The following is a 24,904-nucleotide window of genomic DNA, read 5'->3' on the forward strand; positions in this document are numbered from 1 at the left end:
ATGAAGCCTGTGCTCGGCAATCGCGGCGGCGTTCGCCTCTTGTTCTCCAGCTCCAACACGCCCGCCAAACACGCCAGAAAGCGGCGCTCGGGCACCCGGCGAACGCTACTGCTGGGCGCGGCGGCCCTGATCGCCTTCCGGCGGCTCCTGATTCCGCCGTACCCGCTCGCCGGAAAGTCGGTGCTGATCACTGGCGGCTCGCGTGGCCTGGGGCTGGCCCTGGCGCGCGAACTGCTGCGCTACGGCGCGAACCTGACCTTACTGGCCCGAGACGAGGCCGAACTGCGCCGTGCCGAGGGCGATCTGAAGGCGCGGGCGCTGGGGGTTTCCCCGCCTCCGAGCATTCAGATCGTGGCGGGCGACGTCACGGTCCAGGCCGATCTGGAGCGGGCCGTCGCGGCGGCCATCAGCGCTTACGGACGGCTCGACGTGGTCGCCAACGTGGCCGGTATCATCCAGAGCGGGCCGCTGGACAACGTGACCGATAAAGATTTTCAGGAGAGTATGGCGGTCAATGCCTTTGCGCCGCTGCACCTGACCCGCGCCGCCCTGCCGTACCTGCGGGCGAGCGGCGGACGGGTGCTGATCGTGGCGTCGCTGGCCGGAAAAGTCGCCGTGCCGCACCTGAGCAGCTACAGCGTCAGCAAGTTCGCTGCCGTGGGGCTGGGCCAGTCGCTGCGCGCCGAACTCGCCCAGGACGGCGTGGGCGTCACCACCGTCTGCCCCGGCTTGATGCGCACCGGCAGCCCCCGCCACGCCCAGATCAAGGGTCAGCACCGCCGAGAGTACGCGCTGTTCGCTACCCTTGACAATTTGCCGCTGATCTCGCTGGACGCCGATAAGGCCGCCCAGCGCACCGTGCAGGCGCTGATTCGCGGCGAGGCCGAGGTGATGATCGGTGGCCCGGCCCGGCTGCTCAATCTGCTGCAGTCGCTCGCGCCGCAGCTCAGCGCCGACGTGCTCTCGCTGCTCAACCGGGTGTTACCGGGGCCGGGCAGCAGCGACGCGGCCCTGCCCGGACACGCCGCCGAGGGCCGCCTGACCCGCGCGAACCTAATGAAGCGGGCAGCGGAGCAGGCCCTCAACGAACGCTGAGGGACGTCTGCGCTGCCCCTGGGGTGGCTCAGGCCGCTTGCTTTACTTCAGGTCTTCGGCGTTCACCGTCTGAACCTTGGCCATCTTGGGCTGGTACATCTCGTCGTATTTCATGATGAGGAGGCGCGAGCGCTGGCGCTCTCCGGTCGGCGAGAAGGCCAGCGCTCCGGTGATGGTCACGCAGTCTTTCTTGTCGTTCGAAAAGCAGGCGGGCAGATTGACCTTGCGCACGGCAGCGCTGACCTGGGCGCGGCTGGGCGTCGCTCCAGACGCCTTGAGCGCCGAGAGCAGGGCATTGGTGGCGTCGTAGGCATAGATGGCCACGCCGCTGGGTTCACTCTTAAAGGCCGCGCGGTAAGCCGCCGAGAAGTCTACCGAGTTGGAAAAGGTGTTGACCGGCCCGAACACGGTGGTGTAGATGACCCCGACGGCGGCCTTGCCGGCCCGCTGAAGAAAGCTGGGTGAGTCGAGCGCGTCGCCGCCCATGATGACGGCCTTGACACCCGCGTCGCGCAGGCCCTGCATCAACTGACCGCCGGTATCGTCGGTGCCGCCGAAGTACACCACCTGCGGGTTGCTGAGCTTGATCTGCTTGATGACGCCCGCAATCTGCGCCGCGCCAGACGCGCCCACGTAGGCGACCACACCCACCTTGCGCGCCTTGAGGTTGCCGAGCAGGCTCTTGGTCAGGCCGTTGCCGTAGGCGGTGTTGTCCGAGACCACAAACACCGATTTGGCCGTGAGCGTGTCGGCGATGTAGGCGGCGGCGGCCACGCTCTGGGCCTGGTCGGGAGCCACCACGCGGCTGAAGTTGGTCCACTTGTGCTCGGTCAGGGCGTCGTTGGTGCTCGACGGCGAGATCAGCGCCAGATCACTCGCCGCAAAGCTCTCACCCAGCACATTGGTCACGCTAGAGTTGAGGGCACCGACCACGCCGAGAATGCTCTTGTCGGCCAGAACCGTCTGGGCGATCTGCCCGCCCTTGGTGGCCGAGGCCTGATCGTCGAACGACACCAGTGACACGTCGATGCCCGCCGCTTTGAGTTCAGCGGCGCGGTCCTGAAAAGCGAGTTGCGCGCCGCGCTTGACCTCGCTGCCGATGGCGGTGAGGCTGCCGCTGAGCGGGCTGACAGTGGCAATCTTGTAACTGACGGCCTGGGCGGCACTGAGGGCGGCGAGGAGGACGAGGGCAGTCGGCAAACGCAAACGGGAGACAGAAGTCATGCGCGATGCTAGGCAGCGCCGGATAACCAAGGTCTTACAGCTGTCGCATTTTTCACAGCGTGAAGAACACGTTCTGATGCGGGCGGCCCGGCGCGCGGAGGATCAGCTCTGGCGCAGGGCAGGCAGTCGACGGGTGGGCGGCTCAGCCCAGCTCGCGCCGCAGTTTGCCCGCCAGCGCGAACCACTCGCGCTCCTGCCCTTTGTAGAGGCGGCTGGCCCGCTGCTCGGTCTTGGCCAGCCGCTCGAGTTCGAGCCGCGCCTCGGCCGGCCGCTGCTGGCCGATCAGATAAGCGGCGTAGCGCACGCGCGGCTCCTCGCTGGTCGCGCCAGTCATGGCCTGCCGGTAGGTCGCCTCGGCCTCGGGCAGCCCCGACTCGGCCTGTGCCCGCGCCAGCAACGTCAGGGTGCGGGTGCGAACCGAAGCACTGGTCTTGAGATCGACCCGTTTGAGCTGGGCCGCCGCCGAGGCCGGATCGCGCCGGGCCATCGCCAGCTCGGCGCTGGTCAGCAGCACCAGCGGGTCGTCGGCGTAGATACTGCTGGTCAGCAGCGGGTGCAGCACAGCCTGGGCCTCGTCCTCGCGGTTCGCGTGGGCCAGAAGCGCCGCCAGTTCGGTGCGGTGCTGCAAGGTGTCACTTTCCTCAATCTGCTCTCTGGCCTCGCGGATGCGGGTCTCCAGCGGGCGTAGGTTCTCCAGGGCCGGTTGCAGGCGGCGGCCAACCTGCCGGGAGGTGCCGCGCCAGCCGGGCACGAGTTCCAGAAACAGGTAGGCCAGCACCCCGATATAACTGCCGAACAGCAGAATGAAAAACCAGTAGGTGTTGCGCCGGGTGCTGACCGCGTGAATCAGAAAGACGAGCTGGAGCGCGGCTGAGAGGTAACCGAGCCAGGGGTACTGACCCAGTAAGCCGAGGAGGTTCATGCCCGCATGCTAGAGGCTGAGCGTGAACGGATTCGGAGCAAACCGCATGCTTGTGCTGGGCGCGGCGTACCGTAAAGCCGTGCGCCGTCTCCCACCCTCCCCCACCCTGACCCTCGGTTGGCTGATCGCCCTGCCCGCGCTGACCTTCCTGGGTGTGTTTCTGATCTGGCCGCTGATCAAAGTCATGCGGGTGGGCGGCGTCAACCTGAGCGTCTGGAGCGATCCCTACTTCCTGGGCCGCCTGGGCTGGACACTGGGACAGGCAGGGGTCACGGTGACGCTCGGCGCACTGATCGCCTGGCCGCTGGCGTATCTGTTCTCGCGCCACGCCGTCCCCGGCAAGCGCGGACTGCTCCGATTGTTGCTGCTGCCGTTCGTGACACCCACGCTGGTGGCGGTGCTGGGCCTCACCGCCCTGCTGGGGCCGCGCGGCTGGCTGACCCAGCTCAGCGGCATTGACCTCTCGGAAAGCCCGGTGCTGATCATTCTGGGCAACCTGTTCTTCAATCTGCCGATCATGCTGCGCCTGGCTTACGGCGGCTTTGCCCGCGTGCCGCCGAGCCTGATCGGAGCGGCGCGCACGCTGGGAGCCAGCAACCTGCGGGCCGCCCTGACGGTGGCGCTGCCGCTGGCGCTGCCGGGTCTGGCAGCGGGCGCAATTCTGGTGTTTCTCTACAGCGCCCTGTCGTTCGGGTTGCCGCTGACGCTGGGCGGCGAGCGCTACGCCACGCTGGAAGTCGAGATCTACACCCTGACCGCCTACGAACTGAAGTTGCCGGAAGCCAGCGCCCTGATTCTGGGGCAATTTCTGGTCACGCTGGCGGCGACGCTGCTCTACACCCGGCTGATCGGCGGCGCGGTGCCGGAAGCCGCCCGCCGCCTGCCCAGGGCACGCGGCGCGGCAGCGCTCTTTCTCTACAGTTTGCTGGTTCTGGTGCTGCTGATCTGCTTCTCGCCGCTACTGGCCGTCGCCGTGCGGAGCGTGACCGGCACGGCTGGGCCGACCCTGGCGTTCTGGCGCGGCGTGCTGGCTTCGGACAACGACCCACCGCTGGGCCTGCTGCTGGGCAACACCCTGCGCTTCGCGGGCCTAACGCTCTGCGGCGCGGTGCTGCTGGGGGCCTCGCACGCCCTGAGCACTTACCTGAGCCGCTCACGTGCGCTCGACGCCCTCTCCCTGCTGCCGCTGATGCTCTCGCCGGTCAGCGTGGGGGTGGGCTATCTGCTGAGCTACCCCGGCTGGGCGGCGCAACTCGGCCTGTTGATCGCCGCCTACACCTTGATCGCCTCGCCGCTGATTACCCGCAGCTTGCTGCCTGCCCTGCGCGCATTGCCCCTGCGAGCGCTGGAGGCCGCCCGCACATTAGGGGCCAGCCCGCTCGCGGCGGCGCGCACAGTAGCCCTGCCGCTGGTCTGGCCCGCCCTGCGCGGCGGCGCGGCCCTGTCACTGGCCACTGTGCTGGGCGAGTTCGGCGCGACCCTGGTGCTGACCCGCCCAGAGTGGGCCACCCTCAGCACCGGGCTGTACGAGCGCCTCTCGCGGCCCGGCGCGCAGAACTTGGGCGAGGCCTGCGTTTTGGCGACCATACTGCTGGGCCTGAGCCTGGGAGCCTTTACCGTACTGGACGGCGGCGAGGGAGAGGTGACCTGAGCAACGCACAGTACAATGACAGGGTGAAACGGTTGTGGGTTCTGGCGTGCCTGGCCCTCTGCGGCGCGGCCCAGGCCGATTCGGTGCCGGTCTACGTGACGCTCCCCACGCCCGATCTGCCGCCGTCCGGCCTGAGCGCGCCAATCAGCCCGTTGCCCGTGTCCACGTCGGTGCCCACCTGCGGCGCGGCCAGCACTGTCCCCGCGCCGGGTGGGCGACTGCCACCAGCGGTCACCGGACGGGTCGGCTTCTACGCGGCCCTGTACGACGCGCAGTTCAGGCCGCTCAAAGCACTGGGGCTGGGGCCGGTCAACGCCCTGTTTGCGCTGGGCAGCGCCTTCAAGCCGCAGGTGGTGCGGGCCGCCTTGCAGGAAGTGGACGCCGGGCGGCTGAGCCTGAATGCCCTGATCACCACCACGCCCGGCAAGCGCAGCATCGAGGGCTATCCGCCGGGCCAGAACACGGTGGCACAACTCTCTCAGTGGGCGCTGGAGCGCAGCGACAACACCGCCTCCGATCTGCTGCAACTCGGTCTCGGGCCGCCGAAGATCGCGCGGGCGGTGCATTCGCTCAGTCCGTGTACCAGCATTCTGCACACCACCAAGGCCTGGTGGGCAGCGCAATCGGGACTGATGCCCGACGTGTTTCCCAATCTGGTGGCGGACGCCGTGAGCGCTTCGGTGTTGCCCTTCGAAGCCCGCCTGAACCTGGCCGAGCGGCTCAATGCCCGTGCCCAGGACTTCACGGGGCCACAAGTCGAGGCCGCGCTGGACCGGTATTTTCACGGCCCCGCCTACGCTCCAGCCCTCGAATTGGCGCTGCAAAACACCAGCACCCCGCAGGCTTACGCCGATCTGCTGGCCCGCACCCTGGGCGGCAGCAGTCTGCAACCCGCCACCCGCGCCCTATTTCGGCGCTGGCTGGCCGCGTCGTGCTGCCAGCCCAGACGCCCGGCGCTCAAAGCACTCTACTGGGGCCACAAGGCCGGGAGCGGCTGGCGGCTGCTGACCCTGACCGGCTACGCCGAACTGCCGGGCGGGCGGCGGCTGGCCTACGCCTACTTCAACGACGGCTCAGACACCCTGGAATCGGAAGATATGGAGCGCCAGATTCCGGCCGTCGTGGCCTGGATTGACGCGGCACTGACCGAACTGGCGCGCTAGGGGCACCTTTGTCAGGCGCTACCCTGAGCCGCGTGCTTCCCGCGCTCGAAACTGCCCACCTCAGCCGCCATTACGGCGCAGTCGCCGCCGCCAAGAATGTCAGCCTGAGCCTGGCCGCAGGCGAGACGCTGGCCCTACTGGGGCCGTCGGGCAGCGGCAAAAGTACGGTGCTGCGGATGGTCGCGGGCCTGGAGCGGCCCGACACCGGCCGCGTGAGCACCTCGGGCCGCGACGTGACCCGGCTGCCGCCCGAAGCGCGAAATCTGGGGCTGGTCTTTCAGGATTACGCCCTTTTTCCGCACCTGCGGGTGCTGGACAACGTGGCCTACGGCCCGCGCAGGCGCGGCGCAGGCCGAGCGCAGGCCGAGCAGCAGGCCAGGGAAGCGCTGGCGCTGGTCGGGCTGGCGGAGTTGACCGGGCGGCGCATCTCCGAGCTGTCGGGCGGGCAGCAGCAGCGCGTCGCGCTGGCCCGCGCCCTCGCGCCGCGCCCGCCGCTGCTGCTACTCGACGAGCCGCTGAGTAACCTCGACGAGCAACTTCGCGCCCACCTGCGCGCCGAGTTGCGCTCCCTGTTCGGCACGCTCGGCACGGCGGTACTGCTCGTCACCCACGACCAGCGCGAGGCCCTGGCCCTGGCTGATCAGGTGGCGCTGATGCGGGCCGGGCGGGTGGTGCAGGTCGGCGCGGCAGCCCGCGTGTTCGGCCAGCCCGCGACCGCCTGGGTGGCCGAGTTTCTGGGCCAGCCGAACGTGTTCGCGCGCGGCGATCAAGCTGTTCTGGTGCCGGAAAGTGCGGTGGTGCTGGGCGAGGGAGAAGCCCACCGCATCACCTTCCGTCAGCCCGACGAGCACGGCGAAACCGTCAAGGCCACACACCCACTCGGCGAACTCACCCTGCACCTGAGCCGCCGCGAGGCCGCCCTGATCGGCGGCGGTACCCTGCGGCTGCGGCTGGACGAGCGCCAGTTGCGCCAGGTGCCGGACGACCGGGCCGGGCCTTGACGCCCGTTTGACGCTCGCTGTATCTAGAATGAATGACAGGCCAGTCATCTGTAAGTAGCACCATTCCGGAGGTCACCCCATGAAGAACACCCATTTCAAGGCGAGTTTTCAGTTGCTTAGCGTCGGTTTCGGACTCCTCGGTGCGGCACAGGCCCAGCAGACCCCGGCCTACAGCGGCCCGCAGGCAGTGGTCTATATCGGCGACAACTACTGCAGCGGCGGCTACTGCGGCTACAGCGTCTGGTCGTCGTTCGACACGGCCATGACCCAGGCGCTCAAGGCCAGCGGCTACGTGCGCCCGGTGCGCCAGCAAGACGGAGCCAACCTGATCATGAAGGCGGGCATCAACGACATCACCGGCGGCGGCGGCGTGTGCCTGCCGCTCGTGGGCTGCCTCAACGCCAAGACGGTGAAGGCCAGCTTCGAGATTGACGACGCGAGGACCGGCACGGTGATCTGGCAAGATACCTGCGACGGCACCAGTGCCGGGTACAGCTCGTGGTACTGGTGGAGCGGGGTGAGTTTCAGCAGTGACGAGAGCAAGGCTGCCGCCGACTGCGCGGGCAAGCTGGTGCAGAAGTTCAACGGCAGCGCGGCGATCAAGCCCTACCTGACGGTGGCGGCCGGCGCGCCGCTGGGCACGGCGGCCCCGGTGACGACCACGACCACCGTCAGCAGCGTGACCACCACCTCCAACGCCCCCGGCTCCGGCAGCCCCAGCGAGGCACAGGCGGTCAGCGTGGTGCAGCTGCTCGGCGGGGCCATGCAGGCGCTGAGCTTCAGTGACGTCAACGCGCTGTTCAGCAGCGATCCCCTGAACCCGGTCAGCGTCAAGGCGCTCAACGCGGCGGCCACGGCCGACACCCTCAGCCGGGCGGGCACCCTGCAGTTCAGCGTGACGCCCGGCGAGGACGCGGGCGCGTACCGGCTCGTCGGCCTGAGCTACACCTTGCCCGGCGGCAGCGAGAAATTCGTGCAACTGGCGGTGGCCGCCGAGGGGCCGCTCAACACCCGCAGCGGTCCGCATATCGTCTACCTCTCGGCCTTCAATCCGGCGCGCACCAGTGCGCCCACCCTCGACGGCCTGAGCAAAAATGTGGAAACGCTGCTCTCGGACATGCGCTCGGCGCTGAATCTGCCCTGAGCAGCCCGCCCGTTGCCGACGGGCGCTAGAGTGGCCGCCATGCTCGCCTGGATTCTGGTGGGTGGGCGGCTGACGGCGACGCCCGCCCTGGCTGCGCTGCTGCGCCCCGACCTGATCATCGCCGCCGACGGGGGGGCGCGCCACGCCGCCGTGCTGGGCGTGCACATTGATTTGTGGGTGGGCGATTTCGATTCGTCCGAGGGCCTGATCCTGGACGCGCCGCGCGAGCGGCACCCAGCGGCGAAGGACAGCACCGACTTCGAGCTGGCTGTCCGGGTGGCCCGGCAGCGCGGCGCAACTGAACTCATCATTCTGGGGGCCTTCGGGGGGCGCTTCGACCACGCCTTTGCTCTGGCGCTGGGGGCCTGCCGACTGGCTGGCGAGGCACTGAAGGTGACGCTTCACAGCGGCGACGAGGCCGGGTACCCGCTCCTGGCACAGGTGCCGGTCAGACTCGAATTACGGGCTGGGCAGGTCTTCAGCGTGCTGGCGACCTCCAGCTTGAACGGGCTGACCCTGCGCGGCGCGCGCTGGCCGCTGACCGACGCCGACGTGCCGCTGGGCAGCGGGCTGACCCTCAGCAACGAGGCGGCGGGCGGGGTGCTGACCGCCGAGTTGAGATCGGGCGTGGCGCTGCTCACCGTGCTGGAGGAGATGAGACGGGCTTAAACGTCGTGCGGTGACGGTGGTTGAACTGCGGCTTGGTCCAGTGCCCTCCCCTGAACTCATGTCCAGCTTCAAGACCCTCGTTCTGCTCTCGGCTCTTCTGGCAGGGAGCGGAACGGAATCGGCTCAATCGGAGGCCACACCCTCCACGCCCGCCGCCTCAAGCGTGTAAGCGCCTGTGACCGGGGCCGGCCTTCAGAAGTTCATTGCCAGGCCGAAAAAGACACGCTGAGCGACAGTTTTTTCAGCTTCCAGATGCTGTTCAACGACATCAAGTCGGGCAACAACCCTAACTTCCTGCAAGTCGCCGGAGCGCTGCGCCAGATCGGCGGCTAGGTGGGCGACGCCAGGGCCACGCAGAAGACGGCGCTGGAGAAGCAAACTCTCAGCAGCGCCCGCTTTCGAGCAGATTAATTGGCCGCTGGAGAAGCTCAACAGCGGCGATTTTACCAGCCTGGGCAGTACTGTCAGGACCGACGCCGATTCCCAAATCAAAGCGTTAATAGAGCCGGAGCAAGCGCAGCGATCTGCTCAAGACGGCTCCGCTGGGTCTCTGACGACGGGGGCTGCCGGGAGCGGCAGGGCGGAACTTCCCAGGCCCTGCGCCCGTATCTAATTCCATGAACGCGAGACGTGGATGCGGTTGCGGCTGCGGCGGCTTTGTGGTGCTGATGGTGGCCCTGCTGGCAGCGGGCTATTTCCTGGTCTACCGCCCAGTGACAGTCTTTCTGAGCGGCTGGCGGGTACCTGCCCAGACCCAGCAGATTCCGGCGGCCAGCGGCAACGTGCAGGCCCCGCTGACGCGCAGCGACGTGCAGAAGTTCGTGCGGATTCGTCGTGATGAGCGCGCCGCCCTGGGCAGCAGCTTCACCAGCGTTCAGAACACCTTCCAGAGCATTCAGAACGGCCAGACGCCGACCTTCTGGCAGGTGACCGGCGTGTTGCGCGACCTGGGCCGCTCGGTGGGCCAGGCGCGGGCCGCGCAGGTACAGGGGCTGACGCGCGAGCAGCTCAGCCGTGAGCGCTACAACGTCATCGCGGGCGGGGTCAACCGCGCACTGGGCGTGCCGGACATTGACTTCGGCAAGATCGCCAGCGAATTGCAGGGCGGCAAGCTGCCCGACTTCGGCAACACCGTCAGCACCGGGGCCAGTCCCCAGACCACCGCCCTCATTCAACCGTTCAAGACCGAACTGACGGCAACGGCGGCGCTGGGACTGCTGGGCCTCTGAGATGCCTTCCCCACACCCGGCCCGCTGGCGGCGGCTGTGCTGGACTCTGGTCGCCTTCGCCGGATTCATCGCCGCCGTCTTCACCTTGCTGTGGGCGCTCGGCGGGCTTACCCGCGCCCTCGGCTACCAGAGCAACGACGCCGACCTGCCGATCACGCTGATCATCGCGCTCGCCGTTTTCGCCGTTGCCGGATGGCTGTGGCCCGGTGCAGGTGAGCGCAGTCTGCGCCAGCGCCTGCACCGGTGGTGGCGCGGCGAGCGCTGAGCAAAACCCCCGCCTGCGCGCTGTCCCCACTCGAACCGACCGTTCTTCAGGAGCCTTCGTCATGGAGAAACTTCCTCCCGCCCTGCCCGTCCGCCCGTCCTCGGCCGCCACGCCCTACCTGCGCTGGGGCGGCCTGCTGCTCGTGATTATCGTGGTTGTCAGTGTGCTCAGCAGCAGCCTTCAGGTCATCGGCCCTGGCCAGATCGGGCTGAAATTCAACAAGGCGGGCAGCGCACGCGGCCTGTCGCAGACCAACGTGGTGTCGGGCTACGTGCTGGTCAACCCCCTCACCACCGAGATCGTGACCTATCCGCGCGCCCAGCAGAGTTATTCGTGGACGCGCAATGCCAGCGAGGGCAGCCAGGGCGACGAGTCGTTCACCTTCAACACCGCCGACCAGGTGACACTCAACGGCGACGTGAACTTCGGCTACCAGATCGACCCCAGGTCGGCTCCCGCCATCTACATCCGCTTCGGGCCAGACGTGAACAGCATCACCCATACCTACATCCGCAGCGTGGTCAGAAACGCCATCACTCGCCAGGCGTCGGGCTACACCGCCGAGCAACTGCTGGGCAAGGGCCGCAGCACCTTCGAGGACGCCTCGCAAAAGGAAGTGGTGGCCGAACTCACGCCCTCGGGCTTTCTGGTCCGCAATTTCAGTTTTATCGGTGAGCTGCGCGCTCCGGAAGCCGTCGTGCAGAGCATCAACGCCAAGTTCTCGGCGCAGCAGGCGGCCATTCAGGCCCAGAACAAGGTGGTGCAGAGCCGGGCCGAAGCGCAGCAGGAGATCGCCAAGGCGCAGGGCGACGCCCAGGCCATTCTGGTGCGCGCCGAGGCGCAGGCCAAAGCCAACAAGGTGCTGGCTGCCTCGCTGACACCGGAGCTGATTCAAAATAAACAGGTAGAAAAGTGGAACGGCACGCTTCCAACGGTGTCGGGTGGCTCCGGCAGCGGCTTTCTGATCAACCTGCCCGCCCAGACCCGGCCCGCTTCCGGCAAGAGCGAGCCGGCGCAGCCGTAAACCCCGTTTCTCACGAAGTTCCTTTTGCCCCGCAGGGCAGACGGTAGACTCATAAGCATGGATACCTATGATGTTCTGGTCATCGGCGGCGGCCCCGGCGGCTATGTGGCGGCCATTCGCGCCGCGCAACTCGGCTTCAGCGTGGCCTGCGTGGACGCCTACAGCCGGGATGGAAAACCCTCGCTGGGCGGCACCTGCCTCAATATCGGCTGCATTCCCAGCAAGGCCCTCCTCGACAGCAGCGAAAAGTTCGAGCTGCTCTCGCACGAGTACGCCGATCACGGCATCACGGTGGAGGGCGCGAAGATCGACCTCGCCAAGATGCTGGGGCGCAAGGCGGGCGTGGTCGACAAGCTGACCGGCGGCGTGGCCTACCTGTTCAAGAAGAACAAGATCAAGAGTTACCACGGCTACGGCAAACTGACCCGCCAGGACGGTGACGGCTGGGTGGTTCAGATCGGCTTCGAGGGCCAGGCCAGCAGCGAGGTGAAAGCCAAGCACGTGATCGTGGCGACCGGCAGCAACCCCCGCTCCCTGCCGCTGGCTTCGTTCGGCGGCAACATCGTGGAGAACAGCGGCGCGCTGGAATTCAGCGAGGTGCCCAAGCGGCTCGGCGTGATCGGCGCGGGCGTCATCGGCGTGGAGCTGGGCAGCGTCTGGCGGCGGCTGGGCGCTCAGGTGACGGTGCTCGAAGCCTTGCCCGGCTTTTTGCTGCCCGCCGACCCAGCGGTGAGCAAGGAAGCCCTCAAGCAGTTTCAGAAGCAGGGCCTGGACTTTCACTTCAGCGTCAATATCACGGAGGTCAAGGACAACGGCACTTCGGTCAGCGTGACCTACACCGAGAAGGACCAGAGCGTGACCGCCGAATTCGACAAGCTGATCGTCAGCATCGGGCGGGTGCCCAACACCTTCGGGCTGGGCGGCGAGAACGTGGGCCTGGAACTCGACGAGCGTGGATTCGTCAAGATTGACGCCCACTACCGCACCAATCTGGCAAACGTCTACGCCATCGGCGACGTGGTCGGCGGCGCGATGCTGGCGCACAAGGCTGAGGACGAGGGCGTGGCAGTGGCCGAGCTGATCGCCGGGCAGGCCGGGCACGTCAACTACGACGTGATTCCCTGGGTCATCTACACCTCGCCCGAAATCGCCTGGGCAGGCCTCACCGAGCAGGCCGCCAAGGACCGGGGCCTGAACGTCAAGACCGGGCAGTTTCCCTTCAGTGCCAACGGACGGGCACTGGGGCACGGCGACCCACGCGGCTTCGTCAAGGTGGTCGCCGACGCCAACACCGACAAAGTGCTAGGCGTGCACATGGTCGGCCCCAACGTGTCCGAACTGATCGCCGAGGCCGTGACCCTGATGGAGTTCGGCGGCAGCGCCGAGGACCTGGGCCGCACGGTCCACGCCCACCCGACGCTCAGCGAGGCCGTCAAGGAAGCGGCGATGGGCGTGGGCAAAATGGCGATTCACTTGTAAGGCGCGCAGGGGGAGCGGGCCAGCGGGGTCGCTCCTGGCGTCCCAGGTCCGGTGAGGGGGTGGGCAGCTCTCCCTCCAACGCCTACACTGAACTCAATCGCGCTGCGGCGCGCCAGGAGGCCCCATGACGACAACGAACAGCAAATGGCTGGATACCGAAATGCGCTTTGACAGCGGTGTCTACAACAAGCACCAGGTGGTCATGGTGCGCGCCCAGGGCGCGACGGTGTGGGACGAGACCGGGCGCAGCTACATCGACTGCGTGGCGGGCTACGGCGTCGCCAATATCGGCCACAGCCACCCCGATGTGGTGCGGGCCATCAAGGACCAGGCCGAGCGCCTGATCGTGATGCCGCAGACCCTGCCCAACGACAAGCGCGCCGAATTCCTCCAGGAACTCGCCGGGGTGCTACCGACTGGCCTCGACCGGATCTTTCTGTGCAACTCCGGCACCGAGGCGGTGGAGGCGGCCAAGAAGTTTGCCATCACCGCCACGGGCCGCAAGAAGTTCATCAGCATGAAGCGCGGCTTCGCGGGCCGCAGCCTGGGCGCGCTGGCCTTTACCTGGGAACCCAAGTACCGTGAGCCGTTCGGCGACGCGGTGGACAACAAGAACGTGTCGTTCGTGACCTACGGCAACGTCGAGGAACTCAGGGCCGCCGTCACGGACGAGATCGCCGCCGTGATCATCGAACCGGTGCAGGGCGAGGGCGGGGTGCGTCCGGCCAGCCTAGAATTCATTCAGGCCGCCCGTAAATTCACCCAGGAGCACGGCGCGCTCCTGATCATGGACGAGATTCAGACCGGATTTTGCCGCACCGGCAAGATGTTCGCCACCGAACACTTCGGGATCACGCCCGACGGCATGACGCTGGCCAAAGCGATGGCGGGCGGCGTGCCGGTGGGCGCGTTCGCCATGACCGCCGCCGTGGCCGACAAGATGCCCGCAGGCGGTCACGGCACCACCTTCGGCGGCAATCCGCTGGCGATGGCCGCCGGGGTCGCCGCCATCCGCGCCATGAAACGCGAGAACATGGCCGAGCAGGCCCGCGAGAAGGGCCAGTACTTCATGGAGCAGCTCAGGGCCATCGACTCCAGCAAGGTCCGCGAGGTGCGCGGCCTGGGCCTGATGATCGGCATGGAACTCAAGGAAAAGAGCGCGCCGTACATCGCCGCCCTGGAACACGACGAGAGCGTGCTGACGCTGGCCGCCACGCCGCTGGTGATCCGCTTCCTGCCGCCGGTGACCATCAGCAAGGAGCAGATCGATCAGGTGGTGGCGTCGGTGGCCAAGGTCTTGAAGACCGTCAACCCGCGTGAGGTGCCCGCCGCCGAGGTCAAGGAAAGCAAGCAGACCGAGTAGACCCGACTTCATCTCCCGCCCCGGCCCCGCTCCGGGGCATTTTTATTGGCTGACCTTGGCTGGACCGTGTGCCTTTCAGGACCTTGCCCTAGACTGCGGCGAGCATGCGCCCGCGCCCCGGTCCCTCACGTTCCCGCAGCCTGACCCAGTTTCTGCTGGGACCGCTACTAACGCCGCTCCTGCTGCTGCTGGCCGTCACCGCAGCGGTGGTGTGGGGCATCGACCGCAACGCCCGGCAGATCGAGCTGCTCAACGCCGCGCAGGTGCGCCTCAACCTGATCAATTTGCTGGCCCGCGACGTGGTGGACCTGGAAACCGGCATGCGCGGCTACGTACTGGTGGGGCAAGAAGCGTTTCTGGAACCGTACCGCCGGGGCCAGCGCAACGTCAGCGAGCGCCTCGGCAAGCTGCGAGCCCTCAGCGTCAGTAACGAGCAGCGCCGCAATCTGGCCCAGGTCCGGGCGCTGGTGCAGGGCTGGGATCAGGACGTGGCCGCTCCCGCCATCGCCGCCCGGCGGACCTCGGCAGCGACGGCGGCTTCGCTGCTTAGCCAGCAGACCGAGGGCAAGCAACTCATCGACACGGTGCGCGGCGTGCTGGCCACCCTGGAGCGCAACGAGATGCTGCGGCGCGAGGCAGCGGCCAACACCAGCCTCAGCGCCCTGCGCCTGACCCGGACGCTCACCATTGCTGGGCTCATCAGCGCCCTTTTACTGATCATCTTTGCCGCTCAGCGTGCCGCCCGCACCCTCACTCAGGGCCTGGAGACGCTCAACGCCGGGGCCGGGCGCATCGCCGAGGGCCAGTACGGCGAGGCGCTCCTCGACGTGCCGGTGCGGGAGGTGCAGGCCCTGCGCCGTCAGTTTTACCGCATGGCCGACGCCGTCGAGCAGCGTGAGGCCACCCTCAAGTCAGCCCAGATGGTGCTAGAGCGCACCAACCAAGATCTGGAGCGCAGCAACCGCGAACTCGAGCAGTTCGCCTACGTCGCCAGCCACGACCTCCAGGAACCGCTGCGGACCATCGGCAGTTACACCGAACTGCTCTCCCGGCGCTACCAGGGCAAGCTCGACGACCGGGCCGACCAGTACATCCAGTTCACGCTCAGCGCCACCTTGCGGCTCAAGGGACTGATTCAGGACCTGCTGCTCTACTCGCGGGTACGCCAGCAAGGCCAGGCCAGCGCCATGTTCAGCGCCGGGGGGATCGTTCAGGGCGTGCTCGACGACTTTCAGGACCTGATCCGGCGCAGTGGGGCCACCCTTGAGGTGGGCGAGTTGCCCGAGGTGTGGGGCAGTCCCGAACTGCTACGCCACGTCTTTCAGAACCTGATCGGCAACGCCCTGAAGTTCCGCGATCCGGTCCGGCCCCCCAAGGTCGCCATCTTTGCCGCCGCGCTACCCGACGCCTGGCAGTTCTCGGTGCAGGACAACGGCATTGGCATTGAGGCGACCTACTTCGAGCGGATTTTCGGGGTGTTTCAGCGCCTGCACGGCGTCGGCATCTTCGAGGGCAGCGGCATCGGGCTGGCGGTGGTCAAGAACGTGGTCGAGCGCCACGGCGGACAGCTCACTGTTAAAAGTGCCTTGGGCTGTGGAAGCACCTTCTCGTTTACCCTACCCTACCCGAATATGCCGGGTCTGATTGCTGTGCCGGTCCACCAGTCGCCGACTGTTCAGGTCGAGACGGACCTCTTTGCAGCTGTCCGGACCGAACCCGAAGGACATTCATGAGAAAGATCGAGATTCTGCTGGTCGAGGACAACCCTGCCGACGTGATGCTGACCGAGGAGGCCTTCGAGGAAGCCCGCATCGCCAACCGCCTGCACGTGGCCCGCGACGGCGTGGACGCCCTGGAATTTTTGCACCGGCAGGGCCACTACACCGACGCCCCGACACCCGACGTGATCTTGCTCGACGTGAACATGCCGCGCATGAACGGCCTGGAACTGCTGGCGGTGCTGAAAGCCGACCCGGATCTGCGGCGCATCCCGATCATCATGCTGACCACCTCGCGCGCCGAGCAGGACGTGTGGCGCAGCTACGACCTGCACGTCAACGCCTACATTCCCAAGCCGGTGAGCGTGGGCGAATTCTTCGACGTGGTGCGTACCTTCGAGACGTTCTGGCTCGCCATCGTGGCTCTGCCGCCACACGCCATGTCGTAAGGAGGCGGGAAAAGTCTAAGGGTCGAAAGGGGCTGAGCGAACCCTCCCTTTCGACCCTTCGGCGTTCCGCTCTCGCCTGAGCCTCTAGAGCTTCTTGGCCTGCGGGTACTTCATGATGGCCTCGTCCTCGCTGAGGAATTCACCCTCGGCGTCGGGACTCCAGACCACCTCGGCGCGAATCAGATCGCCGGGGCCGACGGCGGAGATGGCCTGGAGCGCGGCGCGCACCTCGGCAGCGTCGGTGGTTCCGGCAGGCGGCAACTGGGCCAGGGCGTGCGCCGCCGCGCCCAGCGTGACGGCCAGGTAGAGGTCGCCCACGTCGTGCTTGGACTTGGGACCATCCTTGTGCTGGTAGCCGCTGCGCGGGTCGCGATTCTGGTAGTTGCTGGTGGTCTGGTCGGTAAAGGCGGCCCGGGCCTGGGTCGCCCACGCGCCGAGCTGGGCGTCGGTGCTGCTGGCGCTGCCCTGAGCACGCTGCACGTCGCCGTAGACCCAACGTTCGGGGTGGCGCAGCACCACCAGGGCAGCTTCCTGAAGCATCTGCGCAAGGCCCTCGTCGGTGTCGGGGTCGCCACTCTCGGCCACGGCTTGCAGGGCGCGTTTCACATCGTCACCCTCGGCCATGATGACCTGCACCATCACCGCCTGGGCGTCGCCGCTGAAGCTGCCCAGCAGCCCGCTGCCCGCGCCGCCCTTGCCCGAGGCCGCTGCGCTGCGGCGCATCGCCAGGAACACCACCAGCACCACTGCGCCGATCAGCAAGATGGGAATCAGGCTCAGCCCGCCGCCTCCGCCGTAGCCGCTGCTGTACCCGCCGCCGTAGCCGCCGTTGTTGATGATGACTGGTCCCCGGTAGCCACCGCCCGAATACCCGCCGCCGCTGTAGCCTCCACCGCTGTACCCGCCGCCCCGGCTGCTCGACCCACCGAAGCTGCCGCCGCCCGACGACCGACTGCTGCCGCCCGAACTGCCGCCGCTGGAGCGCCCGCCGAATCCCCCGCCCGACTGCGCCCAGGCCAGACCGAGAAGGGTGAGCAGCCCCAGCAGGGCCGTGAGTTTGAGCAGCCGTCTGCAACCAAGCGCCAGTGCGCGAACGGAAGTGAACATGCCTAGCAGTTTAGGCGAGTCGGAGGCCGCAGGCACGCACACGGAGCGCCGGGCGGGCTGGGGCGACGTTTCAGTACAGCGCCCCAGTTTCGGCGGGACCGAGCGCGAAGTCGCTGAACACCGCCTCGAAGCCGCCGCCCTGGGGACTGCACGCGTAGACGCCCACGCTGACGGTCAGCTCCGGCGGCAGATACGCCAGCCGCAGCAGCGACCAGTCGGCGTCCGGCAAACGGCTGTGAATGCTGACGGCCTCTGCCCGGCGGGTCAGCTTGAGGTCGAAGAAGGCGGGCCTGCCCACCGGACACACGCTCCAGTCGCTAAACCCCCGCGTGACCACCGCGCTGAGTTGCTGCTGGCCCACGAATTCCACCCCGGCCTTGATCCAGTGCCCAGCGTCCGCGCGCAGCATCAGCCCAGCCTGATCGTAGAGCGCCGAGTACGCGCCGCGCACCCGCACCTGCGCCGTGAACGGTTGCTGCGCCGCAAAGCCCAGAAAGTGGCCGCTGTCATGAATAAAGTCGTAGTGGGTGCGCTGCCAGAAATCGGTGCCCTGCACGGTCCACAGCCGCAGCTCCTGCGGACCGGCAGACCAGCGGGGCGGTTCGTTGAGCCAGGTCGCATCTTGCCAATCGGTCATGGGTGCACCCAGCATAACGGCAAGCAGATTAGACTGCAGGGCATGAACCGCACCCCCCACTTTGCCTGGAGAGCGCATGGAACTTGACCTGACGCCCGAAGCCTTCGCCGACCTGCTGGCCCGCCTCTACGAGCGAGATGACCGCCTGGAGTTTCGCCAGCCAGGTGAAACTTACGCCCGCAGCGAGGCGGTGGACGCCTACGTGCTCAGCGGCCATGCCGAGGCGCTGCTGAGCGAGGAGTTCGAGGGCGACGTGTGGGGCACCCTGGACGACATTGACGAGACGGCGACCAGCGAGGAGGAAGCCTGGGCCAAGATCCGGGCGTTTTACCTCGACCGGGGCAACGTGCTGCTGCGGCTCGGCCCCGGCGAGGAGTGGATCTTGACCGAAGCGCTGGCGCGGCGGCTGGAGCTGCTGGGCTAATCTGATCAGCGTGGCGGACGGACGCTAGGTCAAGTCCATCTGAACCCCTGCTCATCCACAAGATGAGAGCGCGGCGGTAGTGTGGCCGTATGTTTGAACGCAACGAACGCCGCTTTCCCGTGAAACGCTTTGTCCTGCTGGGCGTGCTGATCGGCGCGGGCGCTTATTACCTCAGCCGTGAACAAAACCGCCGCGCCCTCGATCAGAAGCTCTCCGAACTGGGCATAAAGGACGCGGCCCAGGACGTGGCCAGCAGCGCCTCCAAGGGCTTCGAGCAGGTCAAGGAAGCGGCCAAGGACGCCGGGGCCGTCATCGCCGACAAGGCCGCCGACGTGAAGGATGCGGCCCAGCACAGCGCCGAGGCTGGAAAAGAAGCGGCCAAAGACGCCGCCCAGGACGTTGCCAAAGCCGTACAGGACGCCGCCAGTAAGACCCGTGACGCGGCCAGCAGCGTGGGCGCGCAGGTCAAGGACAGTGTGCAGGGGGCGGCACCGCAGCTCAAAGACGCCGCCAAAGATGCGGGTGCGGCCATTGCCGATAAAGCGGCCCAGGCCAAGGAACAGGTGCAGAACGCCGTTGGTGGCGCTGCCGATAAAGCCGGAGACAAGGCCGAGAACCTCAAGGCCGAGGTGAAGGAAGCGGCAGAGGCTACCCAGAACAAGGCTCAGGACGCCGCCCAGAATGCCGATAGCACAGGCCAGAAAGCTGGCGCGGAGGCCAAGGACAAGGCACAAGAGGTCAAGGCCGAGGCACACGACACCGGTAAGGACATCCGCGCCAACATCCTGAATGTTGCTCAGGCAACCAAAGAAAAAGCCCAGGATGTCAAGGACGACGCCAAAGACCAGCCCAAGAAGGGCTGAGTGTCCTGAACACTGCGGCGGTCTGATACCGGGCAGGGTTATAGAGTCGAGCCAGCAGGGGACGCCGAAAGGCGGTGCTATCTCCTGCTGGCTTTTGGTCTGTTCTTGCAGTAGGCTTCTGCTTTCAAGCGGCCCACGACCCTGCATCAACAGCCTTTCTCCCGTATTCCGGTGCATGGTTCTTGACTCCGGCTGTATACCGCGCTATACTCTTCCTATCAGTCAAACGACAGCCGCCCACGAGGCGGATTTTTTATGGCCCGCTGCTGGGTGAATGGATCTTCCCGGAACTTCAATCGGGCAGGGCGCATATTGGAACGTATGGGACTCCTGATTCTGGGCTTGCTGATCGCGGGCGGCGTGTGGCTGAGTGTCCGGCAGGCAAAACTGAATACGGCCATGCGGCAGATGGGTGACGGACCGGCGGGCAGCGGACCACATGTGGGCCCGTCCTACGCCGGGCCGCCCGAATGATCCGCCCTGCCCTCAGCTTCCGCTGAGCTGGACGACGGTGGGTGCGTCCTCGCCGCCCATGAAGACCGACTGGGCACTCGTCTCGCCGCTGAGCTTGAAGTACTCGCCGCTCTCCTGCAGCACCCACGCCCCGCGCGTATCGGCCCACTCGGTGCCGAGCAGGGCCAGCAGCTTGGCTTTCTGGCGGTCCTCGAACACCGGGGCGATAACTTCCACCCGGCGGTCGAGGTTACGGCTCATCCAATCGGCCGAGCCGAAATATACGTCGGGAGCGCGACCCCTGCCGTCGGCGGCGTCGCCCGCGAAGGCGTAGATGCGGGCATGTTCCAGAAAGCGCCCGATGAGGCTGCGGACCTCGATGTGCTCGGACAATCCCGGCACGCCAGGGCGCAGGCAGCACACGCCGCGCACCATCAGCTCGATATGCACCCCCGCCTGCGACGCCTGGTAGAGCGCCTCGATCATGCCGGGGTCAGTGAGCTGGTTGAACTTGAGCCGCGCCCAGCCGGGCTTGCCTGCTGCGACGTTGGCCGCTTCCCGCTCCAAAAGTTTGATGAATCCGCTGCGGGCGGTGTCGGGGGCCACCAGCAGGTAGGCGTAGTCGGCCTCGGCGTAGCCGGTCAGGTGGTTGAAGAGCGCTGCCACGTCTGCGCCGAGTTCCTCGCGGGCCGAGAGCAGCGAGAGGTCGGTGTAGAGCCGGGCAGTCTTGGGGTTGTAGTTGCCAGTGCCGATATGCACATAGCGCTTGAGTTGCTCGCCCTCGCGCCGCACCACCAGCGTGACCTTGCCGTGGGTCTTGAGGCCGCTGACGCCGTAGACCACGTGCGCTCCGACTCGCTCCAACTCACGCGCCGAGGAGATGTTGCGCTGCTCGTCGAACCGGGCCTTGAGTTCGATCAAGGCCACCACCTGCTTGCCGTTCTCGGCGGCGGTCCTGAGTGCGCCGATTAAGCGTGGGTCGTCGCCAGTGCGGTAGAGGGTCTGCTTGATGGCCAGCACGTCGGGGTCGCTGGCTGCCGCCTGTACGAAGGCCAGCACATTGGTAAACGAGTCGTAGGGGTGGTGCAGCAGCACATCGCCCTGCTGAAGGGTATGAAAAATGCCCTCGTCGTCCTCGCCGTCCAGATCCGGCACACGCGGCGAGAAAGGCGCGAACTGCAAGTCCGGGCGCTCGACCGGCAGGCCCATCAGGTTGGCGGTGCCCAGCGGGCCTTGCAGCTCGAACACGTCCTCGTCGTCGAGCTTGAGGCGGCTGCGCAGAAAGTCGAGCATCTCGCCGGGCATGTCCCGGGTGACTTCCAGTCGCACCGCCGAGCCGAAGCGCCGCCGCCGCAGGCCGTCCTCGATGGTCGCCAGCAGGTCCTCGGCCTCGTCCTCGTCGAATTCGTAATCGGTGTTGCGGGTGACCCTGAACACATGCGAGCGCGTCACGGTGCGCCCCCGGAACAGCTCGCCCAAATGCTCGGCGATCACGTCTTCGAGGAGCAGCAAGTGCTCGCCGCAGCGCACGATGCGCGGCAGCACCCCCACCGGCACCTTAACGCGGGCAAAGTCGGGGGCCTCGCCGCTTCCGGCGTCGAGCAGCACCGCCAGATTCAGGCTGAGGTTGCTGATATACGGAAACGGGTGGCTGGGATCGACGATCAAGGGGGTCAGCACCGGCTGAATCTGCGAGAGGTACTGCGCCTTGAGGGTGGCCCGCGCCCGCTTGCCCAGGTCCTTGACCCGCCCGATCTCCACGCCTTGCAACTGAAGATCCCTGAAGATCTCGCGGGTGGTCTTCTCGATACTCTGGAGCATCACGTGGGTGCGCGACCTGACCAGATTCAGCACTTCCCTGGGCAGCAGGCCATCTAAGCTCTTGGTGGTCACGTTGGCGGCGATCTGGCGATGAATGCCTGCCACCCGCACCATGAAGAACTCGTCGAGGTTGCTGCCGCAGATGGCGGCGTAGCTCAGGCGCTCCAGCAAGGGACTGCGCTCGTTTTTGGCCTCGAACAGCACCCGCTCGTTGAAGGCGAGCCACGACAGCTCGCGGTTAAGGTAGGTACTTTCCGGCACGGCGCTGGTGCTCTGGGTCTGGTCGCTGACGCCCTCGGGCAGCGGTCCAGGTTTGGGGCGCTTGTCGGCTTTGCCGTTGTGGTGCTTGACCGCTTTGGGCAGCGCTCCAGCCCCTTCCGGCTGAAGCTTGATGGAGAGGGACTTCGGGTTCGATTTATTCATAACAGGAACTCACCGCTTTGGCCTGGGCGCGACGCCGTTTTCAAGGACCGTTGACATGAGGACTGTAGAAGAGAGCCGGTGTGTCAGGGCCAGATGAGCAGCGTGGTGCCAGCGGCCCGCAGCAGTGGCAAGGTGAGAAAAACGTCTTGAGCCTAGCGCTTGGAGCCGTCAGCGCCCTAACGGAAAGGTTAAGGCCACGTGGTCAATCTGGCAAGCCGACATACGCTCAGTTGGGAAGCACGTCGGCGGACATAGTGCACCGATGTGCCATATCCAGAAGGCAGGCCGTGTCGAGGGCGCTGGCCTCATCCACGCTGGAAAACAGAGTCAAAAAATTCTCAGCTTCTCCGTCCTCACGCCAGGAGTGGTGTGCAGGCGGCTCTACCCCGGAGTCGGTTTCATGATCAGAGCATAGCCCTGGGGCCGTAACAGACTCGACTCACTCAGCAAATTCTTATTAAATGAGAACCCAGCCGAGGGGCGGCACCACACAGGCGGGCACCCGGAAAACGAATGCTCGAAAATGAAAGAGCGGAAGCGAATTTCTTCGCTCCCGCCACGCTGGTCGAGGCGACAAGATTTGAACTTGCGACCCCTACCACCCCAAGGTAGTGCGCTACCAAGCTGCGCTACGCCTCGTCAAACCAGCGACGGGCAGTGTAGCGGAGTTTGTGGGCCGGGTCAAGCCTGCCGGGAAGCGCCACCCTGAATCCCGCCCGCCACCGCTGAATATTCAGAGAGCCTTAAACGTGTGAGGCCGTGCGGCGGATCGGCGTATCCTGCCGGGCATGACCCAATCTTCCGCCGGGAGCGCCGCGCTCAGCTTTGAGCAAAAACTCCAGAACTACGCCGATCTGGCTGTGCAGGTGGGCCTGGGCCTGAAGGGCGGCCAGCGCCTGCTCGTCGAGTCGCCGGTCGAGACCGCCGCGCTGGCCCGCGCCGTCGTGCGCAGCGCCTACCGGGCCGGAGCCAGCTTCGTCGACGTTCGCTGGGACGACGACGACGTGCAACGGGCACGCTTCGAGCTGGCTCCGGCGGGCAGCTTCGAGACCATCAGCCGTTGGCGGGTCGATGCCGAAACCGAAACCGCCGACGCGGGCGGCGCGGTGCTGGCAATCCGGGCCACCGATCCGGGACTGCACGCCGCCGCCGACCCCACGCACCTCGCCCAGCACCAGCGGACGCTGGCGACCTACCGCAAGCCCTACAGCCTACAGGTGATGACCAACCAGCTTAACTGGAACCTGATCACCGCGCCGCTACCGCAGAGCGCCCGGCTGATCTTTCCGGACGTGGGTGACGAGAAGGCCGTCGAGCTGTACTGGGACGCAATTTTCAAGGCCACCCGCGCCGATCAACCTGACCCGCTGGCTGCCTGGCAGGCACACCTGGACAAGCTGCGCGCGCGCAAGGAGATTCTGAGCGCCAAGCAGTACGCTGCCCTGCACTTTCAGGGCGGCGACACCGACCTCACGGTGGGCCTGGCCGACGACCATATCTGGGGCGGCGGCAGCAGCCTCACACCCGCCGGAATCGCGTTTACCGCCAACATCCCCACCGAGGAAGTCTGGACGGCCCCGCACCGGGAGCGTACCGAGGGCACGGTGGTCAGCACCAAGCCGCTGAGCTACAACGGCGTGCTGATTTCCGGCATCCGCATCCGCTTCGAGGGCGGGCGGGTCGTCGAGGCCAGCGCCGAGCAGGGCCAGGAAGTGCTGCGCCAGTTGATCGACACCGACGAGGGCAGCCACCGGCTCGGTGAGGTGGCCTTGGTGCCGCACTCCTCGCCGATCAGCCAGAGCGGGCTGTTCTTCTACAACACCCTCTATGACGAGAACGCCGCCTCGCATATCGCCATCGGCAGCGCCTACCGCTTCAACGTGAAAGGTGGTGTAGAGAGTAATGACACCTTCGTAGAAAAGGGCGGCAACGACTCGCTGCTGCACGTGGACTGGATGATCGGCAGCGCCGAGATGAACGTGGACGGTATCACCAAGAGCGGCGAGCACGAACCCGTGATGCGGGCGGGCGAATTTGTGATCTGAAGGGGATGAGCGGGGCGCGGTGGCCTCGGAAAGCATTGGCGACCCACCGGAGCCGTGAACCTTATCCTCGTTGCCCGGATACAACACCAAGCAAAGCACCCCAATCAGGAGTGCGGTGCTTTGCCGATTCTGGATTCGCGAAGGTTCTACGAAATCTTAGCTCTGGACCTCATACTGCCGCTTGAGGCCGTTCAGCTCGGCGTCGCTGGACTGAATCTGAGCGTACTGGCTCTCGACCAGCGAGCGTACGTCGCCGGGTAGGTCAGTTTCTTTGAGCACGTCCTGGTAGTTCTTGATGGCCGCGTCCTCGCCGCGCACCGTCTCGGCAATGACTGAAGTGTCGTCCTTGCCGGTCACGGCGTCGCGCACATTGATCCAGGTGCGGTGCAGGACCGCGCCCACACTGCCGCCCGACTTGGGCTTCTCGCCGCCCTGCATCAGGTGCGTCTCAATGGCGCTCGCCATTTCCGAGCGCTGAGTACTGCGGGCCTGAAACAGTTGCTTGAGGCTGGCATCCCTGGCATGCTCAGCGGCCCCGTTGAAGCCCTTCTCACCGTCGCGCAGGGTGCCGAGCAGATACTGGAGCTTGTCGTTGACTTGATCGTTGCTCATGGTCATGGTGGGTTCTCCTCAGCGCCGCAGCGCTTGACCCGTTCATTGTCTTCGGCTGCCCCACCACCGGACTGAGAAAGGCCAAGCAGGGCGTTCAACTGACCCTGGGTCGGCGCTGGGCAA

Annotated in this window: 24 protein-coding genes and 1 tRNA gene; 17 read left to right on the forward strand and 8 right to left on the reverse strand. The window is 66.5% G+C overall.

The genetic code is table 11. From position 1 onward, the window contains the following. A complete protein-coding gene (locus tag GUI70_RS04970; protein ID WP_161881198.1) occupies nucleotides 1–1,095 on the forward strand; it encodes an SDR family NAD(P)-dependent oxidoreductase in 1,095 nt (364 codons plus the stop codon). A 42-nt stretch (nucleotides 1,096–1,137) separates the two neighbouring features. On the opposite strand, the gene GUI70_RS04975 is transcribed toward GUI70_RS04970, so the two are convergent. Together GUI70_RS04975 and GUI70_RS04980 are read right to left on the reverse strand one after the other, a co-directional pair. Further along, entirely contained in the window at nucleotides 1,138–2,319 is a 1,182-nt protein-coding gene (locus GUI70_RS04975) for a branched-chain amino acid ABC transporter substrate-binding protein (RefSeq protein WP_161881199.1), read from the reverse strand. 142 nt (nucleotides 2,320–2,461) lie between these two features. Beyond that, nucleotides 2,462–3,241 (reverse strand): hypothetical protein, encoded by a 780-nt coding sequence (locus GUI70_RS04980; protein ID WP_161881200.1) that lies wholly within the window; start codon nucleotides 3,239–3,241, stop codon nucleotides 2,462–2,464. Nucleotides 3,242–3,287: 46 nt separating this feature from the next. Between GUI70_RS04980 and GUI70_RS04985 the strand changes: the two genes are divergently transcribed. The 5 genes from GUI70_RS04985 to GUI70_RS05005 all read left to right on the forward strand — a co-directional run bounded on the left by GUI70_RS04985 (nucleotide 3,288) and on the right by GUI70_RS05005 (nucleotide 8,869). After that, complete coding sequence (locus GUI70_RS04985; protein WP_161881353.1) at nucleotides 3,288–4,892, forward strand: ABC transporter permease; 1,605 nt, start codon at nucleotides 3,288–3,290, stop codon at nucleotides 4,890–4,892. Between the two features lie 23 nt (nucleotides 4,893–4,915). Then, nucleotides 4,916–6,055: a serine hydrolase gene (locus tag GUI70_RS04990; protein WP_237724706.1), complete on the forward strand. Its 1,140-nt coding sequence runs from the start codon at nucleotides 4,916–4,918 to the stop codon at nucleotides 6,053–6,055. A 23-nt stretch (nucleotides 6,056–6,078) separates the two neighbouring features. Continuing rightward, nucleotides 6,079–7,056 (forward strand): ABC transporter ATP-binding protein, encoded by a 978-nt coding sequence (locus GUI70_RS04995; RefSeq protein ID WP_161881355.1) that lies wholly within the window; start codon nucleotides 6,079–6,081, stop codon nucleotides 7,054–7,056. Nucleotides 7,057–7,135: 79 nt separating this feature from the next. Further along, nucleotides 7,136–8,200 (forward strand): hypothetical protein, encoded by a 1,065-nt coding sequence (locus tag GUI70_RS05000; RefSeq protein ID WP_161881201.1) that lies wholly within the window; start codon nucleotides 7,136–7,138, stop codon nucleotides 8,198–8,200. A 39-nt stretch (nucleotides 8,201–8,239) separates the two neighbouring features. Further along, complete coding sequence (locus tag GUI70_RS05005) at nucleotides 8,240–8,869, forward strand: thiamine diphosphokinase (RefSeq protein WP_161881202.1); 630 nt, start codon at nucleotides 8,240–8,242, stop codon at nucleotides 8,867–8,869. 192 nt (nucleotides 8,870–9,061) lie between these two features. On the opposite strand, the gene GUI70_RS05010 is transcribed toward GUI70_RS05005, so the two are convergent. Continuing rightward, nucleotides 9,062–9,301, reverse strand: coding sequence for a hypothetical protein (locus GUI70_RS05010; protein ID WP_161881203.1), 240 nt, complete (start codon nucleotides 9,299–9,301; stop codon nucleotides 9,062–9,064). Between the two features lie 185 nt (nucleotides 9,302–9,486). On the opposite strand from GUI70_RS05010, the gene GUI70_RS05015 reads away from it, so the two are divergent. The 7 genes from GUI70_RS05015 (at nucleotide 9,487) to GUI70_RS05045 (ending at nucleotide 16,396) form a co-directional block, all read left to right on the forward strand. Next, nucleotides 9,487–10,098 (forward strand): hypothetical protein, encoded by a 612-nt coding sequence (locus GUI70_RS05015; RefSeq protein ID WP_161881204.1) that lies wholly within the window; start codon nucleotides 9,487–9,489, stop codon nucleotides 10,096–10,098. Nucleotide 10,099: 1 nt separating this feature from the next. Continuing rightward, nucleotides 10,100–10,363 (forward strand): hypothetical protein, encoded by a 264-nt coding sequence (locus GUI70_RS05020; RefSeq protein WP_161881205.1) that lies wholly within the window; start codon nucleotides 10,100–10,102, stop codon nucleotides 10,361–10,363. A gap of 61 nt (nucleotides 10,364–10,424) precedes the next feature. After that, nucleotides 10,425–11,387: an SPFH domain-containing protein gene (locus GUI70_RS05025; RefSeq protein WP_161881206.1), complete on the forward strand. Its 963-nt coding sequence runs from the start codon at nucleotides 10,425–10,427 to the stop codon at nucleotides 11,385–11,387. A 57-nt stretch (nucleotides 11,388–11,444) separates the two neighbouring features. Beyond that, nucleotides 11,445–12,866, forward strand: coding sequence for a dihydrolipoyl dehydrogenase (gene lpdA, locus GUI70_RS05030; protein WP_161881207.1), 1,422 nt, complete (start codon nucleotides 11,445–11,447; stop codon nucleotides 12,864–12,866). A 124-nt stretch (nucleotides 12,867–12,990) separates the two neighbouring features. Beyond that, complete coding sequence (locus GUI70_RS05035) at nucleotides 12,991–14,229, forward strand: aspartate aminotransferase family protein (protein ID WP_161881208.1); 1,239 nt, start codon at nucleotides 12,991–12,993, stop codon at nucleotides 14,227–14,229. 104 nt (nucleotides 14,230–14,333) lie between these two features. After that, entirely contained in the window at nucleotides 14,334–15,962 is a 1,629-nt protein-coding gene (locus GUI70_RS05040) for a sensor histidine kinase (RefSeq protein ID WP_161881209.1), read from the forward strand. Then, the gene (locus GUI70_RS05045; RefSeq protein ID WP_161881210.1) at nucleotides 15,959–16,396 is read left to right on the forward strand and encodes a response regulator; all 438 of its coding nucleotides are present in this window, start codon (nucleotides 15,959–15,961) and stop codon (nucleotides 16,394–16,396) included. Before GUI70_RS05040 ends, GUI70_RS05045 begins: the two co-directional genes overlap by 4 nt. 84 nt (nucleotides 16,397–16,480) lie before the next feature. Here GUI70_RS05045 and GUI70_RS05050 read toward each other — a convergent pair whose 3' ends face one another. Then, a complete protein-coding gene (locus tag GUI70_RS05050) occupies nucleotides 16,481–17,503 on the reverse strand; it encodes a DUF1517 domain-containing protein (RefSeq protein ID WP_161881211.1) in 1,023 nt (340 codons plus the stop codon). Between the two features lie 70 nt (nucleotides 17,504–17,573). Continuing rightward, a complete protein-coding gene (locus tag GUI70_RS05055; RefSeq protein ID WP_161881212.1) occupies nucleotides 17,574–18,140 on the reverse strand; it encodes a DUF1349 domain-containing protein in 567 nt (188 codons plus the stop codon). A 76-nt stretch (nucleotides 18,141–18,216) separates the two neighbouring features. On the opposite strand from GUI70_RS05055, the gene GUI70_RS05060 reads away from it, so the two are divergent. The 3 genes from GUI70_RS05060 (at nucleotide 18,217) to GUI70_RS05070 (ending at nucleotide 19,901) form a co-directional block, all read left to right on the forward strand. Next, nucleotides 18,217–18,564, forward strand: a complete 348-nt coding sequence (locus GUI70_RS05060) for a hypothetical protein (protein ID WP_161881213.1) — start codon at nucleotides 18,217–18,219, stop codon at nucleotides 18,562–18,564. 89 nt (nucleotides 18,565–18,653) lie between these two features. Next, nucleotides 18,654–19,427, forward strand: a complete 774-nt coding sequence (locus GUI70_RS05065) for a hypothetical protein (RefSeq protein ID WP_161881214.1) — start codon at nucleotides 18,654–18,656, stop codon at nucleotides 19,425–19,427. Nucleotides 19,428–19,748: 321 nt separating this feature from the next. Continuing rightward, a complete protein-coding gene (locus GUI70_RS05070; protein WP_161881215.1) occupies nucleotides 19,749–19,901 on the forward strand; it encodes a hypothetical protein in 153 nt (50 codons plus the stop codon). Between the two features lie 12 nt (nucleotides 19,902–19,913). Here the strand turns inward: GUI70_RS05070 and ppk1 are convergent, their stop codons facing one another. Both ppk1 and GUI70_RS05080 read right to left on the reverse strand, forming a co-directional pair. Next, nucleotides 19,914–22,124 (reverse strand): polyphosphate kinase 1, encoded by a 2,211-nt coding sequence (ppk1, locus tag GUI70_RS05075; RefSeq protein ID WP_161881216.1) that lies wholly within the window; start codon nucleotides 22,122–22,124, stop codon nucleotides 19,914–19,916. A gap of 562 nt (nucleotides 22,125–22,686) precedes the next feature. Continuing rightward, nucleotides 22,687–22,763: transfer RNA gene (locus GUI70_RS05080), tRNA-Pro, on the reverse strand. Between the two features lie 149 nt (nucleotides 22,764–22,912). Between GUI70_RS05080 and GUI70_RS05085 the strand changes: the two genes are divergently transcribed. Further along, on the forward strand, nucleotides 22,913–24,169 hold the full coding sequence (locus GUI70_RS05085) for an aminopeptidase (protein ID WP_161881217.1): 1,257 nt from the start codon (nucleotides 22,913–22,915) through the stop codon (nucleotides 24,167–24,169). Nucleotides 24,170–24,325: 156 nt separating this feature from the next. On the opposite strand, the gene GUI70_RS05090 is transcribed toward GUI70_RS05085, so the two are convergent. Then, a complete protein-coding gene (locus GUI70_RS05090; RefSeq protein WP_161881218.1) occupies nucleotides 24,326–24,787 on the reverse strand; it encodes a ferritin-like domain-containing protein in 462 nt (153 codons plus the stop codon). Nucleotides 24,788–24,904: the final 117 nt, after the last annotated feature.

Source organism: Deinococcus alpinitundrae, assembly GCF_009982895.1.
GTDB lineage: Bacteria > Deinococcota > Deinococci > Deinococcales > Deinococcaceae > Deinococcus > Deinococcus alpinitundrae.

Coding starts and splice junctions, on each gene's coding strand:
- GUI70_RS05070 (WP_161881215.1), top strand. CDS start 19,749: ATGGGACTCCTGATTCTGGGCTTGCTGATCGCGGGCGGCGTGTGGCTG.
- GUI70_RS05065 (WP_161881214.1), top strand. CDS start 18,654: ATGTTTGAACGCAACGAACGCCGCTTTCCCGTGAAACGCTTTGTCCTG.
- GUI70_RS04970 (WP_161881198.1), top strand. CDS start 1: ATGAAGCCTGTGCTCGGCAATCGCGGCGGCGTTCGCCTCTTGTTCTCC.
- GUI70_RS05035 (WP_161881208.1), top strand. CDS start 12,991: ATGACGACAACGAACAGCAAATGGCTGGATACCGAAATGCGCTTTGAC.
- GUI70_RS04980 (WP_161881200.1), bottom strand. CDS start 3,241: ATGAACCTCCTCGGCTTACTGGGTCAGTACCCCTGGCTCGGTTACCTC.
- GUI70_RS04975 (WP_161881199.1), bottom strand. CDS start 2,319: ATGACTTCTGTCTCCCGTTTGCGTTTGCCGACTGCCCTCGTCCTCCTC.
- ppk1 (WP_161881216.1), bottom strand. CDS start 22,124: ATGAATAAATCGAACCCGAAGTCCCTCTCCATCAAGCTTCAGCCGGAA.
- GUI70_RS05025 (WP_161881206.1), top strand. CDS start 10,425: ATGGAGAAACTTCCTCCCGCCCTGCCCGTCCGCCCGTCCTCGGCCGCC.
- GUI70_RS05085 (WP_161881217.1), top strand. CDS start 22,913: ATGACCCAATCTTCCGCCGGGAGCGCCGCGCTCAGCTTTGAGCAAAAA.
- GUI70_RS05060 (WP_161881213.1), top strand. CDS start 18,217: ATGGAACTTGACCTGACGCCCGAAGCCTTCGCCGACCTGCTGGCCCGC.
- GUI70_RS05000 (WP_161881201.1), top strand. CDS start 7,136: ATGAAGAACACCCATTTCAAGGCGAGTTTTCAGTTGCTTAGCGTCGGT.
- GUI70_RS05020 (WP_161881205.1), top strand. CDS start 10,100: ATGCCTTCCCCACACCCGGCCCGCTGGCGGCGGCTGTGCTGGACTCTG.
- GUI70_RS05040 (WP_161881209.1), top strand. CDS start 14,334: ATGCGCCCGCGCCCCGGTCCCTCACGTTCCCGCAGCCTGACCCAGTTT.
- lpdA (WP_161881207.1), top strand. CDS start 11,445: ATGGATACCTATGATGTTCTGGTCATCGGCGGCGGCCCCGGCGGCTAT.
- GUI70_RS05005 (WP_161881202.1), top strand. CDS start 8,240: ATGCTCGCCTGGATTCTGGTGGGTGGGCGGCTGACGGCGACGCCCGCC.
- GUI70_RS04985 (WP_161881353.1), top strand. CDS start 3,288: ATGCTTGTGCTGGGCGCGGCGTACCGTAAAGCCGTGCGCCGTCTCCCA.
- GUI70_RS05050 (WP_161881211.1), bottom strand. CDS start 17,503: ATGTTCACTTCCGTTCGCGCACTGGCGCTTGGTTGCAGACGGCTGCTC.
- GUI70_RS05045 (WP_161881210.1), top strand. CDS start 15,959: ATGAGAAAGATCGAGATTCTGCTGGTCGAGGACAACCCTGCCGACGTG.
- GUI70_RS05055 (WP_161881212.1), bottom strand. CDS start 18,140: ATGACCGATTGGCAAGATGCGACCTGGCTCAACGAACCGCCCCGCTGG.
- GUI70_RS05015 (WP_161881204.1), top strand. CDS start 9,487: ATGAACGCGAGACGTGGATGCGGTTGCGGCTGCGGCGGCTTTGTGGTG.
- GUI70_RS05090 (WP_161881218.1), bottom strand. CDS start 24,787: ATGACCATGAGCAACGATCAAGTCAACGACAAGCTCCAGTATCTGCTC.